At 64.2% G+C, this 14,707-nt stretch carries 12 protein-coding genes and 1 tRNA gene; 5 read left to right on the top strand and 8 right to left on the bottom strand.

All coding sequences use genetic code 11. The annotated features are described in order from the left end of the window. Nucleotides 1-2 precede the first annotated feature (2 nt). Nucleotides 3-941 carry a transporter substrate-binding domain-containing protein gene (locus GTP77_RS10155; RefSeq protein WP_161072045.1) on the bottom strand — a complete coding sequence of 313 codons (939 nt, stop codon included), beginning with the start codon at nt 939-941 and terminating at the stop codon, nt 3-5. Nucleotides 942-1,023: 82 nt separating this feature from the next. Here GTP77_RS10155 and GTP77_RS10150 point away from each other — a divergent pair, with 82 nt between their 5' ends. The 4 genes from GTP77_RS10150 (at nt 1,024) to GTP77_RS10135 (ending at nt 7,208) form a co-directional block, all read left to right on the top strand. Next, nucleotides 1,024-4,293 carry a DUF748 domain-containing protein gene (locus tag GTP77_RS10150; RefSeq protein WP_161072044.1) on the top strand — a complete coding sequence of 1,090 codons (3,270 nt, stop codon included), beginning with the start codon at nt 1,024-1,026 and terminating at the stop codon, nt 4,291-4,293. A 198-nt stretch (nt 4,294-4,491) separates the two neighbouring features. Next, the gene (locus GTP77_RS10145; protein ID WP_161072043.1) at nt 4,492-6,711 is read left to right on the top strand and encodes a TonB-dependent receptor; all 2,220 of its coding nucleotides are present in this window, start codon (nt 4,492-4,494) and stop codon (nt 6,709-6,711) included. A gap of 89 nt (nt 6,712-6,800) precedes the next feature. Then, nucleotides 6,801-6,876, top strand: a tRNA-Asn gene (locus tag GTP77_RS10140). Nucleotides 6,877-6,986: 110 nt separating this feature from the next. Continuing rightward, complete coding sequence (locus GTP77_RS10135) at nt 6,987-7,208, top strand: hypothetical protein (RefSeq protein WP_161072042.1); 222 nt, start codon at nt 6,987-6,989, stop codon at nt 7,206-7,208. A 105-nt stretch (nt 7,209-7,313) separates the two neighbouring features. Here the strand turns inward: GTP77_RS10135 and GTP77_RS10130 are convergent, their stop codons facing one another. The 7 genes from GTP77_RS10130 to GTP77_RS10100 all read right to left on the bottom strand — a co-directional run bounded on the left by GTP77_RS10130 (nt 7,314) and on the right by GTP77_RS10100 (nt 13,808). Beyond that, nucleotides 7,314-7,832: a GNAT family N-acetyltransferase gene (locus GTP77_RS10130; protein WP_223149328.1), complete on the bottom strand. Its 519-nt coding sequence runs from the start codon at nt 7,830-7,832 to the stop codon at nt 7,314-7,316. Then, nucleotides 7,833-8,117 carry a type II toxin-antitoxin system TacA family antitoxin gene (locus GTP77_RS10125; RefSeq protein ID WP_161072041.1) on the bottom strand — a complete coding sequence of 95 codons (285 nt, stop codon included), beginning with the start codon at nt 8,115-8,117 and terminating at the stop codon, nt 7,833-7,835. A gap of 96 nt (nt 8,118-8,213) precedes the next feature. Continuing rightward, nucleotides 8,214-8,654, bottom strand: a complete 441-nt coding sequence (locus tag GTP77_RS10120; RefSeq protein ID WP_161072040.1) for a hypothetical protein — start codon at nt 8,652-8,654, stop codon at nt 8,214-8,216. A gap of 57 nt (nt 8,655-8,711) precedes the next feature. Continuing rightward, the gene (locus GTP77_RS10115; protein WP_161072039.1) at nt 8,712-9,290 is read right to left on the bottom strand and encodes a YdeI/OmpD-associated family protein; all 579 of its coding nucleotides are present in this window, start codon (nt 9,288-9,290) and stop codon (nt 8,712-8,714) included. 1 nt (nt 9,291) lies between these two features. After that, a complete protein-coding gene (locus GTP77_RS10110; RefSeq protein WP_161072038.1) occupies nt 9,292-10,065 on the bottom strand; it encodes a substrate-binding periplasmic protein in 774 nt (257 codons plus the stop codon). A gap of 41 nt (nt 10,066-10,106) precedes the next feature. Further along, on the bottom strand, nt 10,107-12,734 hold the full coding sequence (locus GTP77_RS10105) for a winged helix-turn-helix domain-containing protein (RefSeq protein ID WP_161072037.1): 2,628 nt from the start codon (nt 12,732-12,734) through the stop codon (nt 10,107-10,109). Nucleotides 12,735-12,752: 18 nt separating this feature from the next. Beyond that, the gene (locus GTP77_RS10100; RefSeq protein ID WP_161072036.1) at nt 12,753-13,808 is read right to left on the bottom strand and encodes a GGDEF domain-containing protein; all 1,056 of its coding nucleotides are present in this window, start codon (nt 13,806-13,808) and stop codon (nt 12,753-12,755) included. 150 nt (nt 13,809-13,958) lie between these two features. Between GTP77_RS10100 and GTP77_RS10095 the strand changes: the two genes are divergently transcribed. Beyond that, the gene (locus tag GTP77_RS10095; protein WP_161072035.1) at nt 13,959-14,690 is read left to right on the top strand and encodes a substrate-binding periplasmic protein; all 732 of its coding nucleotides are present in this window, start codon (nt 13,959-13,961) and stop codon (nt 14,688-14,690) included. The last annotated feature ends 17 nt before the right edge of the window (nt 14,691-14,707 follow it).

The raw sequence follows: 14,707 nt of genomic DNA, 5'->3' as shown, positions 1-14,707 counted from the left end.
CGTCAGAACGCCAGCGCTGCCGCCTGGCGCGGCAGCAGCGCCGGGCAGAACCCGTGGCGCGCCTCAAAGGGGTTGAGCCACAATTCCTTGCGCCTGAACAGGGCGGGATCGAGCTGCCGGTTGGGCAGCTCGAATCGTTTACGGCCGCACAATTTGGCGCGCCGCAGGTCGTTGCGGTGGTAGCTCAGCACCAGACGCTCCAGCGTACCGTCCTTCAGCAAGGCTTCCATGCCCGCCGTAATGCGCCGGTGCAGCCGCACCTCCTGCGGCGAGACGAAGAACAGCGAGGGAATCTGGTCGTGCAACAGCAGGGTTTCCTCCACGGCCAGCGTGGGGTTGGCCGGCTTGTGGGTGTCGTACTCGGCGAAGATTTCGTTCACGCCGCGCGGCAGATAGTCGAAGCGGCCCGCCATCAGCATTTGGAACAGGCCGATGTAATTGCTGCCGGTGACCACGCGCAGCTTGGCCTCCTGCAGCGATTGCAGCGTGGCCCAGGCGCTGCCGGAGCCCGCTCTGAGTTGCCCCAGCGCGTCCAGCGTTTGTGCGTTGCGCAGCGCGGGCTGGCTTTTCTGGTCGATCAGGAAGATGCGCCACGACTGCAAGCCCATGTCGATGGGGATGGGCACCGGCTTCAATTCGCGCATCCAGTCCGCCGTGGCGGGGTAGGCAGTGAGGTTGGCCAGCTTGCCTTCCTTGAGCGCCTCGAACAGGCGCGGGCGCTCCATGTGCACCGCCGCGTGCTTGATCTGGTAGGGGCCGAATTCGGGCGTGGTGCGCTCCATGACGGCGCTCAGCAGCGCGTTGGCGTACTCCCGCCGCCGGTCGGCCTTGTTGACTGGCTGGTCGAAGATGACGACGTCCATAGCGGCGGCGTGGCCGCTAGCCAGCAGCGTAGCGGCAAGCGCGGCGCGGATAAAAACACGGACTATCGGGTTCGGCATGGCTGCCAAGATACTGCATGATTGCGCTACAGTCCACAATTGCAAACTATCCATAGTTGGCCAGTTTGGCTAATATGACTCCATGAAGAAAACAACATTACTCCGCGTCGTACCCGCTGCGGTGGCCGGCGCCGTGGCGCTGTATGCCGGGATTGGTTTCCTGGCTTTGCCCGCAATCGTTAAAAGCCAGGCAGTGCAGTTCACGGCCGAGAAATTACACCGTCAACTCAGCATCGACGAGGTGACATTTAATCCCTTTACGCTGGCGATGCAGATACGCGGCTTCAAGCTGCTGGAGCCGCAGGGCGGGGCTGTCTTTGCCAGTTTTGATGCGCTGTCGCTGGACCTGGCGGGCGAATCGCTGTGGCGCCTGGCGCCGGTGGTGGAACAGCTGCGTTTGACGCAGCCTTACGTCCACCTTGTGCGCAAGGACGCCAACCATTACAGCATAGACGACATTCTGGAACTGGCGGCCAGCCAGCCGCCGTCGCCCGAACCGGCGCGCTTTGCGGTGCACAATATCGAGCTTGAAGGCGGGCGCATCGCCTTCGAGGATATGCCTGCGCGCGCCACGCATACGGTGGAGGGGCTGAAGCTGGGCGTGCCGTTTGTGTCGTCCATGCCGTCAGACGTGCAGGTGTTTGTCGAGCCTTTGCTGAGCGCGAAGATCAACGGTGCGCCGCTGCTGGTGAAGGGCAAGGCGCGTCCATTCAGCGAGGCGAAGGAATTCGCGGTGGATTTGAACCTGGATGGCGTGGAGTTGCCGCGCTATCTGGACTACTTGCCGGGCACGCCGAATTTCAAGCTGCCCAGCGCGTCGCTGAGCACGCGCCTGACGGCGAGCTTTGTGCAGCCCAAGGGCAAGGCCGCCGCGCTCGTGGTGCGCGGCGAGGCGAGCCTGAAGAACCTCGCGATGACGCAGGCGGACGGCAAGCCTTTGCTCAAGCTGGCCGCGCTGGATGCGAAGCTGGCCAGCCTGGATATTTTCGCCGGCCGCTACGAGCTGGCGCGCCTGGCCTTCGACGGCCTGGATGTGGATGTGGCGCGCGACGCCAAGGGGCGCCTGAACTTTGACCGGCTGATGCAGCCAGCCGCTGCGCCCGCCGAAGTGCCCGCCGCCGCATCGTCCAAGGCGCCGGCCGTGGCATCGGCCGCTGCGCCCGCCGCCAAGCCTGCGCCACAGGGCACCGGCACGCAAGTCTCGCTGAAGGAGCTGGTGTTCAGCAACGCGTCGCTGCGCTATGCGGACGATACGCCGCAATCCGCCGCCAAGGCTGGCGTTGAAAAATTCGCCCTGACCGTGCGCGACATCGTGGCGGACACGGGCAAGAAGACGGTAGCGATAGGCGACGTGGCGTCGTCCAGCGCAAACGTCGCCTACACGCAGGGCAAGCGCGCCGCCGCCAGCGCTGCTGTGGCCCCCGCCGCAAAGGCCGCGGAGGATGCGCCTTATCTCGTGACGGTGGCCAATGTCGATATCAAGGACTGGTCGCTGCGCGTTGAGGACCGCAGCCACGCGGACCCGGTTATTTTTGCGCTGTCTCCCGCTAGCCTCGCTGTGCAGGACATATCCACCGCGCCGGCCAGCCACAGCAAATTCGACCTGAAAGCGGCGGTGAACAAAACAGGCCAGCTGGGCATTTCCGGCACGCTGGGACTGGCTCCCTTCAATGCCGACCTGGCGCTGGACCTGAAAAATATCGGCCTGCTGCCGGTGCAGCCTTACGCCACGGACTACGTCAATTTGCGCTTCACGCAAGCGGCAGTAAGCACCAAGGGCAAGCTGCTGCTGGAGACCGGCAAGGACGGCGCGTTGCTGGGCGGCTTCAAGGGCAACGCCAGCGTGAACAATCTGGCCACGGTGGACAAGACCAGTTCCAACGATTTCCTGAGCTGGAAAGCGCTGTCGTTCGACGGCATGGACGTGAAGCTGCAGCCGTTCGCCCTGAGCGTGGACAAGGTGGCCTTGAGCGACTTCTTCGCCCGCGTGATTATCGACCCCACCGGCCGCCTCAATGTGCAGGACATCAAGCGCAACGCCGCCAATGAGGACCGCAGCCTGACCGAAGCCGGCTCGCGCGCGACGGCGGCGATTGCGCAAGCCAAAGCGGCCAAGGCCGATAAAGCCGCCGCCTCCTCCACCCCTAGTGCGTCCGTGCCCGCGCCTGCGGGCGATGCCGCCCCGATGCCCCCCATCCGCATCGGCCAGCTCACTTTGTCCGGCGGGCGCGTGCGCTTCACCGACAACTTCATCAAGCCCAATTACACGGCCAACCTGAAAGGCATAGGCGGCACCGTCGCCGGGCTGTCGTCGGACCCGAACAGCAACGCCAGCGTATCCCTGCGCGGAGAAGTCAACAGCGCGCCGCTGCTGATCGCTGGCCGCGTCAATCCGCTGAAGCGCGACCTGTCGCTGGACCTGAAAGCCGAAGTGCGCGGCATGGAACTGGCCTCCCTGTCCACCTATGCCGACAAATACGTCGGCTACGGCATTGAGAAGGGCAAGCTGACCTTCGAGGTGGCATACCAGCTGGAGAACCGCGCGCTCAAGGCGGAGAACCGCCTGGTGCTGGACCAGCTCACCTTCGGCAATGAAAGCACCAACCCCGAAGCGACCAAGCTGCCGGTGCGCCTGGCTGTAGCCCTGCTGAGCGACCGCAACGGCGTCATCGACATCAACGTGCCCATCGGCGGTTCGCTGGACGACCCGGAGTTTTCGCTGGGCGGCATCATCCTCAAGATCATCGGCAACGCCATCGTCAAGACCGTGACGGCGCCGTTCGCGCTGATCGGCTCCCTGTTCGGCGGCGGCGAAGAACTGTCCAAGCTGGACTTCGAGGCCGGCCACGCCAACCTGCTGCCCGCCAGCGAAACGCGGCTGCAGGCGCTGGCCAAGGCGCTGACCGAGCGCCCCGGCCTGAAGCTCGACATCACCGGCCGCGCCGACCCCGCAGCGGACCTGGAGGCGCTCAAGCGCGTCGCCATCGAACGCAAGGTGCGCCAGTTGAAAACGCGTGACCTGCAAGCCCGCAACGCCGTGCCGGAGGGCACCGTCGTGGTTGGCAAGGACGAATACCCGGCCCTGCTGGCGCGCGTGTACAAAGACGAAACCTTCGCCAAGCCGAAAAACGCGCTCGGCCTGCAAAAAACGCTGCCGCCGGACGAAATGGAAAAGCTGATGCTGGCCAATTCCACCGTCACCGAGGCGGACGTGCTGGCCCTGGGCGCGCGCCGCGCGCAAGCGGCCAAGGAGTGGCTGAGCACCACCGGCGCGGTGTCGGCCGAACGCATCTTCATCGTCACCGCCAAGACCTCGCCGGCATTCTGCGGCGTGGATTTTGCACTGAAGTAATAAATTGCTTAACACATATCGAGAAAAATATGTTGTTCCTGTTGATATAGGGCATATATAATTCGCGCACTTTTGATGCAAGGTGTTGGGGCCGCGCCACTAGCGCGGCCTTTTGCATTTTGCGCAACATAAAACACTCCCTACGAGGGAGGGGTGGAGACAACTTTCTCAACCAAGCACTACCCAGACAGGAATGTGATGATGAAGATGTCCAAGATGCAGAAGCGATTTTCCCGCACCGGCGGCGCCGTACTGGCGCTGAGCGCACTGGTGCCAGGCGGCGTGGCCATGGCCCAATCGGCCGACGCGCAGCAAGCCCAGGCCGGCCAGCTGGAAACGGTCACCGTGACCGCGCAGCGTCGTACCGAAAACATCCGCGACGTGCCGGTATCGGTCTCCTCGCTGAAGGATGAAAAGCTGGACGTGATCCTGTCCGGCGGCCAGGATATCCGCGTACTGGCCGGCAAAGTGCCTAGCCTGAACGTGGAATCGTCGACCGGCCGCGTGTTCCCGCGCTTCTACATCCGTGGCTACGGCAATGCCGACTTCAGCACCTTCGCATCGCAGCCCGTATCGCTGATCTATGACGACGTCGTTCAAGAGAACCCCATCCTCAAGGGTTATCCGATGTTCGACCTGGCCAACGTGGAAGTGCTGCGCGGCCCGCAGGGCACGCTGTTCGGCCGCAATACCCCGGCCGGCGTGGTCAAGTTCGAATCGGCCAAGCCTAGCCTGAAAGGCACCGAGGGCTATTACAACCTGTCCTACGCCAGCCACGGCACCACCAACGTGGAAGGCGCGTTCAACATTCCGCTGTCGAACGAGTGGGCCCTGCGCGTATCCGCGCTGCGCCAGCACCGCGACGACTACGTGTCGAACACCTACACCAAGGAAAACGACTCGCTGGAAGGCTACAACGAACACGCCGAGCGCGTGCAAGTGCTGTACAAGCCGAACGCCGACTTCAACGCGCTGTTCAATGTGCACCAGCGCGTGACCACCGGCAGCTCGCGCCTGTTCCGCGCCAACATCATCAAGCCGGGCACGAACGACCTGATTGACGGCTTTGACGCCGACAAGATCGCCACCAACGGCCTGAACTTCCAGAACCTGAAAACCACCGGCGGCAACGTGCGCCTGAGCTGGGACCTGGGCGCGGTCAAGCTGTACTCGATCACCGGCTATGAAGCCATCAACCAGTACCTGAGCCGTGGCGACATCGACGGCGGCAACCCGGGCAATGCGCCGGCCGTGCCCTTCCAGGTGGAGACCGCAGGCAGCATTCCCGACCTGAAGCAATACTCGCAAGAGTTCCGTGTGGAGTCGAAGAACGCCGGTCCGCTGAACTGGCAGGCAGGCGTGTACTACTTCAATGAAGACGCCACCGGCACCACCGACAACTTCGGCACCAATGGCGTACGCACCACCCGCGTGACCAGCCAGCAGAAGAACACCGCCTGGGCGGCTTTCGGTTCCGTGAATTACGCCGTAAACGAGCAGTTCACCGTGCGCGGCGGCCTGCGTTACACCAAGGACAAGAAGGACTTCAACACCCTTGAGGCGATCAACACCACGCTGGTTGGCCCATCCTCGGTGGACGCCAGCAAGGACAAGATCAACTGGGACCTGAGCGGCACCTACGCGCTGAACAAGGACGTGAGCGTGTACGGCCGCGTTGCCACCGGCTTCCGCGCCCCGAGTATCGCCGCAGCTTCGACCTCTGTGCCGATCACCGTGGCCGACGCCGAGACCATCACTTCGGTGGAAGCCGGCGTGAAGGCCGACCTGCTGAACCGCCGCGCGCGCGCTTCGCTGAGCGTGTACCAGTACGACGTGAAGAACCAGCAGCTGACCGTGGTTGGCGGCAATTCCAACGTCAACAAGCTGATCAACGCAGCCAAGACCAAGGGCCACGGCCTGGAAGGCGAGATCGAAGGTTTCATCACCAACCAGTTCAAGGTTGCGCTGAGCGGTTCGTACAACTTCACCGAAATCAACGACGCGTCGCTGTCGGTGAACAAGTGCGGAAAATGCACGGTGACGGACCCGATCAACGCCGCTGGCCGCGTGGTCATCGACGGCAATGCGCTGCCGCAGGCGCCGAAGTGGATCTTCAACGCCAGCGCGCGCTACAACTGGCCGCTGGCTGAAGGCAACCTGTTCGTGCTGACCGACTGGTCCTACCGCAGCAAGGTGAACTTCTTCCTGTACGAAGCCAAAGAGTTCACCGGCAAGGCGCTGACCGAAGGCGGCGTACGCGTGGGCTACAACTGGGCGGGCGGCAAGTATGAAGTGGCAGCATTCGGCCGCAACATCACCGACACCCAGCGCATCACCGGCGCCATCGACTTCAACAACCTGACCGGCTTCATCAACGAGCCGCGCCAGTGGGGCGTGCAGTTCAAGGGCAGCTTCTAAGCAGCCCGCAGGCGGCCCGGCCCGGGAGGAATATTTTTCGCCGGGGCGCTGGACAGCCTGGAACGAGGTCACTATAATGTGGCCTCTTTTCCCTGATAGCTCAGTCGGTAGAGCGACGGACTGTTAATCCGCAGGTCCCTGGTTCGAGTCCAGGTCGGGGAGCCAGAATTCAGTAAAACAAAAAGCCCAGCCTTTACCGGTTGGGCTTTTTGCTTCTTAACTTCAGGAATATGCATTGATTCCGCTCAACGTCACGGCTTGGATGTAGAACTAGGATGAAGCTTTATATCTTAGGGGGCGAAAAAATGCAGGAAGGTGAGTGGATAGAAGACCTGCTCAACGCGGGTAAGACCATACCCGAGGGCACAGCGATCGCGACCTTTGTCAAAGGCCGTTATCCCAATGTGCGTTTGGACGCATCGGAAACCCGCGAATGCCGCGCTCGCTGGCGCCAGCATGGCAAGCAAGTCACGTTGCTTTCATTTGGATGCGACTAGTTCTGATGCGGATGCTTTCGCGGCTGGAAGCGTCGCCGAGTTTAAGGCTGCCCTGCTGCGCAGCGTGGAGCAGGCAGAACTGGGACGCCGTCGCTGCGGCTGTTGTTAGGGAAAGAGCTTTTCAATCTGTGTCATCGGCAGAAATAGGCGAAGCGGTGTCCGTTGGAAAGACAGGAAGTTGAAGTGCTTATAAAAGTGTTCGGCCTCATCGTCCTTGGCATCCACTACAACAGCCATTGAAGCAATTTGTTGTGCATGCTGAAGGCCGCGATGCAAAGCGTCTAGCAGGAGGAATTCGCCGAGACCCTTGTCTGGAATGGTCTTGTCGCGGGCGAGCCGGCCAAGCAGCGTGACGGGAAGGCTGTTGTATCGCGGGAGCTTCCTGGCCAGCTCAGCCGGCAATTCGTCCAAAGGGATGAGTGACGACGAGAGCGTATAGTAGCCACGGACCACGGGGGCGTCGGGTTCTACTAGAACAAAAGGCGCGGCCACATACTTCTCAGCATCCTGCCGTGCTTGTTGTTTGAGGTAGCGGTTAAGGCCATCATTCTTGCAGTCAAAAGCACTGCGATCGTGCTCCTTTTGAAGCGGAACGACGTATTCAGGGGCCAGTATGATGGGCAATCACAGCCCCGATTTCCGGCGATAGCTTTCAGCCGCTTGTCGCAGGCGAGCACCGGGCTCGGACGGGCTGAGTAACGCTGATACGAAGGCAATTTGCTCTTCTCGTGACAGGCGAATAAGTTCATGTTCCTGCACGACCTTGGCTGCAGCCTTCTGCGTACTTTCAATGACGAACTCGCTCAGGGTTTGGCCAGCCAGCGTAGCGGCGTGCTGGAAGAAATCCTTTTGCTCGCTTGGCACGCGTGCTTCCAGTCGCGCGTTGCGCGCTTTAACGGTATCGGGCATGGTTGTACCTCATCGCAGTAGCTACCTTTCTTTCAATGTACGCCATTTGTACGGATGGGTCAAACTGCGGGCGTATGCGTAAGAAGGGCAGGATTTTCAGGCGCCGACCTTGTCCTTGGCATTCTGGAAGCGCGTGATTGCCGAGGCCAGGATCTCGAGGTTGCCGCCGTTGACGGGCTCGAAGCTGTTGCGGCTGGTGTGGAAGGACAGGTGCTCGTCCTCGCCGCCTTTTTGCCGCATGCCGATTTTCTTCAGCTCGCTGCGGCCGTACACGCATTCCTTGGCCTGGCCGTTCTCGTTGAAGATCGAATAAGAATAGCATTCGTGCACTTCGCCGCGCCCGATGTTGTCCTTGTGCGGATGGTCCTGCGTGATGCGGCCGAACTGCACCAGCACCTGCTGCCTGCCGTCCACTTCCACAGTCTTGGGATTGAGCCCGCCCGCGTCCGCGAAGTAGACGGTGAACTTGATGTCCGTCAGGTCGCCTGTGTAGCCAAGAATGTTTTCTTTCTTGTAGAAATCGTCCCGGTAGCCCATGGTGCGTCCTCCTTTGCTGATCTATTCAACATAGCACAGCGAAAAAGTTTCACAGCCCTAATCTTTCAGGCCTTTGCCGGCGAGGATGCGCGGCACGCATTTGTCCACCCGGGCGCTGCGGGTGCTGGCTTGCTTGGCTTCGGAGAAATACAGCAGGTAGGCGCGCTGGCGGCCCGGCGTGAGCGCTTCGAAGGCTTCCTGCAGGGCGGGCGAGTCGTCCAGCCTGGCCTGGAATTCCTCGGCCATGTCGAAGTCCGCCGTTTTCTTGAACGCCACTTCCAGGCCTGCTTGCTCCACGGCGATGGCGGCTTTGATGTAGGCCTTGATGGTGCCGCGCAGCTGGTCCACCTGGGCGGGGCTGGTGAAGCGGATCTGGCGCGCGGCCTGCACGTTCTTGGTCTGCTGGACCAGGATGCCTTCCTCGTCCTTGAGCAGGGCGCCCTTGAAGAACAGGATGGCGCAGTAGTCCTTGAAGGTGTGGATCAGCACGATATTGCTGCCATTGTGCGTGTAGCAGGGCACGCCCCATTTGAGTTCTTCGTCCAGCTTGCAGCCGACTATGATCGCGCGCAATTTTTGCAGCTCATCCTGCCAGGCGGTGGCCCGCTGCAGGTAGGCGTCTACCTTTGAATTCATGTCATTTTTTTATGGAAGTTGACCGTTTGCGCAGCATAGCACGCTCGTTTTCCCCTAGCGCGGCATTGAATCTGCGCAGCAGGTCGTCGTCCACCCGCTTGCTGCACATCAGGCGGCGCGGGTAGCCGGCCGGCATTTCGGGGAATTCGATGATGCGGATACTGGCGCGGCTGATGGAGCCCTGGTCGAGGTGATAGCGGATTTCTTCCAGCGGCGCGAAGCTGATGTCGGCGCGGCCGGCGGCGATCATCTTGAACAGCTGGTGCATGTCGCCGTTGGTGTCCATGCGCTGCGCGGTCATGGTGGAGATGGCCTGGTCCAGGTAGTCGCCGTAGACGAAGCCTTGCTTGAGCAGGATCTTGGTGCCGGGATCGGAGAAGATGGCGCGTACGCTGGCGCTGGGCGGCGGCGTGTAGCCGCGAAAGGCGAAGGCGGCCCAGGGCGAGTCCTGCGATACCGGGTCGCTGAACTTGGCGTAGCGTTCACGCTCGGGGGTCTTGTACCAGCCCACCGAGCACACTTTCTCCTGGTTGGCGCGCAGGCGCTGCAACTGCCGCAGCGCCGGCACTTCCTCCCACGCCACGTCGATGCCGGCGTGCCGGAAGGCCGCCACGGTGGGCGCGACCGAAATGCCGCTCATCTGTTTGCCCGGCCCTACCATCAGATACGGCGCGCGCTGGACGATTTGCAGTGTGAGGGCGGGGGCGGCATTGCAGGGCGGCGGGGCGGACGACACGGCAAGCAGGGCAAGGGCACAGAGGCGAATCTTCTTCATGCAGCCAGCATAGAAGCGGGCCGGGCGGCAGTCACCATGCTTTAGGATGGGCCGGACGGCCGGGCCGGCGCGGCGGCCGCCAGCAGGCCGGCCTGGCGCGCGCGGTGCACGGCCTGGCCCCGGTTGTGCACGTCGAGCTTGCTGTAGATTTGCGCCAAGTGCCATTTCACGGTGTTCACCGACAGGCCGAGGTTGGCCGCCACGTCGCGGTTGCTGTGGCCCTCGGCCACCAGGGCCAGCAGCGACAGCTCGGTGCGGGTGAGGCCGTCCGCCGGCTGATGGGCGCCGTCCGCGCCGGCGGCGTAGTCCAGCAGCAGGCGCAGGTGGTCGGCGGCGGCCGGGCTGAGGCTGCGTGGCCGCGCTTGCAGCTTGCGCAGCAGCTGCGTGACGCCGGCGCCTTCGTCCAGGAAGGTGCGCACCAGGCCGGACTTGGCTGCCTGCTCGGCCGCCAGGGCCAGCTGCGCCAGGGCCTCGTCTTCCTGGCCGGTCTGCTCCAGCGCCAGCGCCAGCAATACGCGCAGCTTGGCGGCGCGCCAGAGCCGGCCCGTGGCGGTGGCGTGGCTGAGCAGCGGGCGCAGCTGCGCTATGGCTGCATCCGGACGGCCGGCGCTGGTGTCGAGCCGGGCTTGCGCTATGCCGGCGCCGTCTATCTCCTGGCTGGGGAAGATCCAGGCGGGCTGCGCGGCGGACGGCAGGGCCAGCTGGGCCGCGTAGGCGGCAATGGCGGTGCGGCTGTTGCCCAGCACCGCCAGGCGCGACAGTTCGCCTTCCAGCGCGGCGGTCACTTGCGGCGGCCGCTTGCCGCCGATTTTCATGATTTCACCCTCCAGCCAGCGCTTGGCGCTGGCCGTGCCGTGCTGCAGCGCCCACATGCGGGTCTGGATCAGCAGGGCGGCGCTGAAGGTGTCCCAATGCAGCGAAATGCCGGCCAGGCCGCGCGCCACTTTCATGCGGTCGGCCAGGGCGTCCATCAGGTTGCGTTCATACAACACCATCAGCAGCAGGGCGGCGCTGTAGGAGTAGTGGAAAGTGGGGGCGATGGTGTCGCTGTGCTGGTGCAGGATGGCGTCTATGCTGGCCAGCTGCTGCAGGCAGATGTCCAGCCGGCCTTCCACCGCGTCCAGGTAGGCCTGCACGAAGATGACCACCGCCGTGTTGCTGATGCTGCCCGACTCGGCGCAGATGCGGCGCGCGGTGATGAGCATGCCGGCGGCCTGCGGCAGCATGCCGCGCACCAGGTAGGAATAGGCCAGCACCGTGGCCAGCACCCCGCGTTCGTGCGGATTGGCGTACTGCTGGTCCGGCCAGTGGCGCTCGGCCAGGCGGATGGCGCTGTCCACGTCGCCAAACTGGAAAGCCAGCACCGGCTCGTAGGCGCGCAGCGCGTCGCCATAGGCCGGGTCGGCTTCCGGCAGCATGCTTTGTTCGCGGAAGTAGCCCAGCCAGCGCGCGGCGTCCGCCAGGCGGGTGGAGTAGCTCAGGGCCACCACCAGGTTGCGCGTGATGCGGGGGCGGCGGCGCAGCAGCGCTTCCGGCAGCTGGTCGCAGCACAGCAGCAGGCTGGGGAACTGGCCGCTGGTGCGCAGCGCTTCGGCCAGCGTTTCCAGCGCGTCGGCCGCGCCTTCGTGGTCGCCGGCCATGATGTAGTAGTCGAAGGCTTCCAGGCCGCGTCCTTGCTTGAGCAGCCAGGCCGCCGCGCGCGCCGCGCTGCTGCCCGGCGCCTGCTGCCGGCCCGCGTGGTGGCGCACGATGTGCTGGGCAAACAAGGGGTGATATCGATACCATAAATCACCCAGCGGATGGATGGGCAGGCCGGCCAGGCGGAGCTCGGCGATCAGCTGGGCGCTGTCGCCGGCGCCGCGCACGGCGTCGGCCAGCTCGGCGCTGAAGGAGGCCAGCGGCGCGGTGGCTTTCAGGAAGGCCTGGATATGGTCCGGCTGGGCCTGCAGCACTTCGGCCGCCAGGTAGTCGCTCAGTTCGCTGCCGTGCAGGCAGGGCAGGCCGGCGGCGCTGCCGCCCTGGATGCGGCGCCAGGCCAGCACCAGCAGTTCCACCGCCGCCGGCCAGCCCTCGGTCTGTTCGCGCAGCCAAGCCAGTTCGCGTTCGTCCAGGTAGAGCGCGCTTTGCCGCAGGTAGCTGGCAGTTTCGTCGGGCGCGAAGCGCAGCTGCTCCAGGTTGAATTCGCACAGCACCTTGCGCACTTTGAGGTTGGCCACGCTGACCTGGTGCAGGCTGCGCCCGGCCAGGAAGATGTGCAGGCCGGGCGACAGGATTTCGGTGGCAATGGAGAGCAGCAGCCGGATGGCGGCGGCGTCGAGCCTGTCCACTTCGTCCAGGAACAAATGCGTGACGCGCGCCTGTTTGAGCGAGCGCACCGGCGCGTCCGGCTGCGGATGTTCGCCGTGCAGGGCGGCGCGCAGGCTGAGCAGCATGCGCGCGGGGTCGTTGTCGGCGCTGTCGAAGGTCAGCCAGCCGACGGCGGCGCCACGGCTGCGCCAGTCGGCGTGCAGCAGGCGCAGCACCGAGGTTTTGCCGTAGCCGGCCGGGGCGCGCAGCAGCACCAGGCGGTAGCAGCGTGCTTGTTCCAGCCGGGCCATGATGCCGGTGCGGGGCAGCAGGGCGCTGGCGGTGGAGGGCGGCGCCAGCTTTTGGGCGAGACGGTCAAACATGGGGCGGCCGGGTCCGGGTTAGAACAGTTCGATGGTGCCACATTCCACTTCATCCAGGATGCCCTGGCTGATCAGGGCGTCGTAATGCAACACGCGGTTGCGGCCGGCGGCCTTGGCCTGGTACAGGGCGCGGTCCGCCCTGTCCAGGACGGTGCCTGGCAGCAGCGTGGGCGTGGCGCTGCAAAAGCCGCCGCTGATGGTGACCCGGCCCACCTGCGGAAAGGTGAACTGTTCAATCGCCAGGCGCAGGCGCTCGAACAGCGCGGTGGCGCCGGCCAGGTCGGGCGCCACCACCACGGCGATGAATTCCTCGCCGCCGTAGCGGTACAGCAGGTCGGCGCGGCGCAGCGTGCGGCCCAGCAGGCGCGCCACCAGCAGCAGGATCTCGTCGCCGATGATGTGGCCGTACTGGTCGTTCACGCGCTTGAAATGGTCGATGTCGAGGATGCCGAGCCAGTAGGCCTGCTGGGGCGCGTCGGCGCCGGGCGCCTGCTGGGCGGCCAGTTCCTCCCACAGCCGGTCCAGGTTGAGTTCCAGCGAGTAGCGGTTGCGCAGGCCGGTCAGGCGGTCGCGCTGGCTGGTGTCGAGCAGGGTGTAGTGGTTGGTGTACAGCTTCAGCACGCCGGCGATGACGGCTTCCTCCACGGGCGTGAGGTCCTGCTCGCGCTCGAAGACGAAATAGCCGCACTGCTGGCCGCCGCCGTGGATCAGCGGGTAGCCGAACAGGTAGCCCTGGCCGTGGGTGCGCCGGCTGGGCTGCTTGAGCAGTCGCATATAGTCCAGCAGCGCGCTGATATGCGGGGGCACGCTGGCGTCGTTGCGGATGTCGTCGATGCGCTCGGTGGTGCTGGCGGCGCCGTCCGGGCCGCGCTTGTCGGAGCGGTAGTGGTGCAACTTGTGCGTGACCTGGTGGTGCTCATTGGTGCGGTAGAGTGACGTTTCCGCCACACCCAGCAGCGGGGCCAGCGTGCGCAGCAGGCTTTGCTCGACGAGCTGCAGCTCGCGTATAGAGGTCATGGCGCCCAGCTTGGCCAGCATACTGGGCAACGTCGATCCACGGCGCTGGGATGGCATTTCTTACTCTCCTGGTCGGTCTGTGATTGCAGCAACCGGCCAGCGTATCTGCCCTTGTATAGTTGGTCACCATCCTAAAGCATGGGCTTGTCGTTATGATATGCTGATCCGATGAAGTACCTTCCCGCATCCGCATTGAAGTGTGCGTTCTTGTGCGCGGCCCTGGCGGCTGCGGGGGCCGATGCCGCCGTGACGCTGTGCGTGAGCGACCGTCCGGCCGCGCCGCTGACCTTTCCCGACCACGAAGGCCAGGCCCAGTATCTGGTGCGCAGCGCCGTGCGCGCCGCCGGCGCCGAGCCGCAATTCGTGGTGCTGCCGTGGCGGCGCTGCATCGAATCGGTGAAGGCGGGCCAGGTGGACGGCGTGCTTGGCGTGCAGGCCTTCCAGGCGTATCGCGATTTTGTCCGCTTCCCGCTCAAGAATGGCGTGCCGGACCGCGCTTTGTCGCTCGGCGTGGACACCTGGGTGGTGGTGACCACGGCGGACAGCGGCGTGAGCTGGGATGGCAAGGCGCTGCTGGGCGCGAACAGTCCGGTATCGTATCCGGCCGGCGTGAACGTGGTGCGGCAGGCGCTGGACGCCCTGGCGATCCGCAACGCCGATAGCGCCAAGATGGCCCTGCAGCTGATGCATATGCTGAAGGCGGAGCGTTACCAGGCGGTGGTGATACGGGAATCGGACGCCAGGGGCTTTCTCGCCCAGGATGAATTCAAGTCTTTGCGTATTCTCGCGCCCAGCTTCCTGGTGAGCGACGCCTACCTGGTCTTCAGCAATGAGTACGCGCAGTCCAATCCGGCCGTGGTGCAGGCCACATGGGAAGCGATACGCCGCATCCGCGCCACGCGCGAATGGATGGAGCTGGCGCCGTCGCTGGCGAAGTAGGGGGAGTGCGGTCACAA

Source organism: Pseudoduganella aquatica, assembly GCF_009857595.1.
Lineage (GTDB): Bacteria > Pseudomonadota > Gammaproteobacteria > Burkholderiales > Burkholderiaceae_D > Rugamonas > Rugamonas aquatica_A.
This window is presented reverse-complemented; position numbering and strand designations above follow the sequence as displayed.

Excerpts from the sequence above, each read along its gene's own strand:
- GTP77_RS10145 (WP_161072043.1), top strand. The coding sequence starts at position 4,492 with ATGATGAAGATGTCCAAGATGCAGAAGCGATTTTCCCGCACCGGCGGC.
- GTP77_RS10105 (WP_161072037.1), bottom strand. The coding sequence starts at position 12,734 with ATGTTTGACCGTCTCGCCCAAAAGCTGGCGCCGCCCTCCACCGCCAGC.
- GTP77_RS10120 (WP_161072040.1), bottom strand. The coding sequence starts at position 8,654 with ATGGGCTACCGGGACGATTTCTACAAGAAAGAAAACATTCTTGGCTAC.
- GTP77_RS10125 (WP_161072041.1), bottom strand. The coding sequence starts at position 8,117 with ATGCCCGATACCGTTAAAGCGCGCAACGCGCGACTGGAAGCACGCGTG.
- GTP77_RS10115 (WP_161072039.1), bottom strand. The coding sequence starts at position 9,290 with ATGAATTCAAAGGTAGACGCCTACCTGCAGCGGGCCACCGCCTGGCAG.
- GTP77_RS10155 (WP_161072045.1), bottom strand. The coding sequence starts at position 941 with ATGCCGAACCCGATAGTCCGTGTTTTTATCCGCGCCGCGCTTGCCGCT.
- GTP77_RS10150 (WP_161072044.1), top strand. The coding sequence starts at position 1,024 with ATGAAGAAAACAACATTACTCCGCGTCGTACCCGCTGCGGTGGCCGGC.
- GTP77_RS10135 (WP_161072042.1), top strand. The coding sequence starts at position 6,987 with ATGAAGCTTTATATCTTAGGGGGCGAAAAAATGCAGGAAGGTGAGTGG.
- GTP77_RS10110 (WP_161072038.1), bottom strand. The coding sequence starts at position 10,065 with ATGAAGAAGATTCGCCTCTGTGCCCTTGCCCTGCTTGCCGTGTCGTCC.
- GTP77_RS10100 (WP_161072036.1), bottom strand. The coding sequence starts at position 13,808 with ATGCCATCCCAGCGCCGTGGATCGACGTTGCCCAGTATGCTGGCCAAG.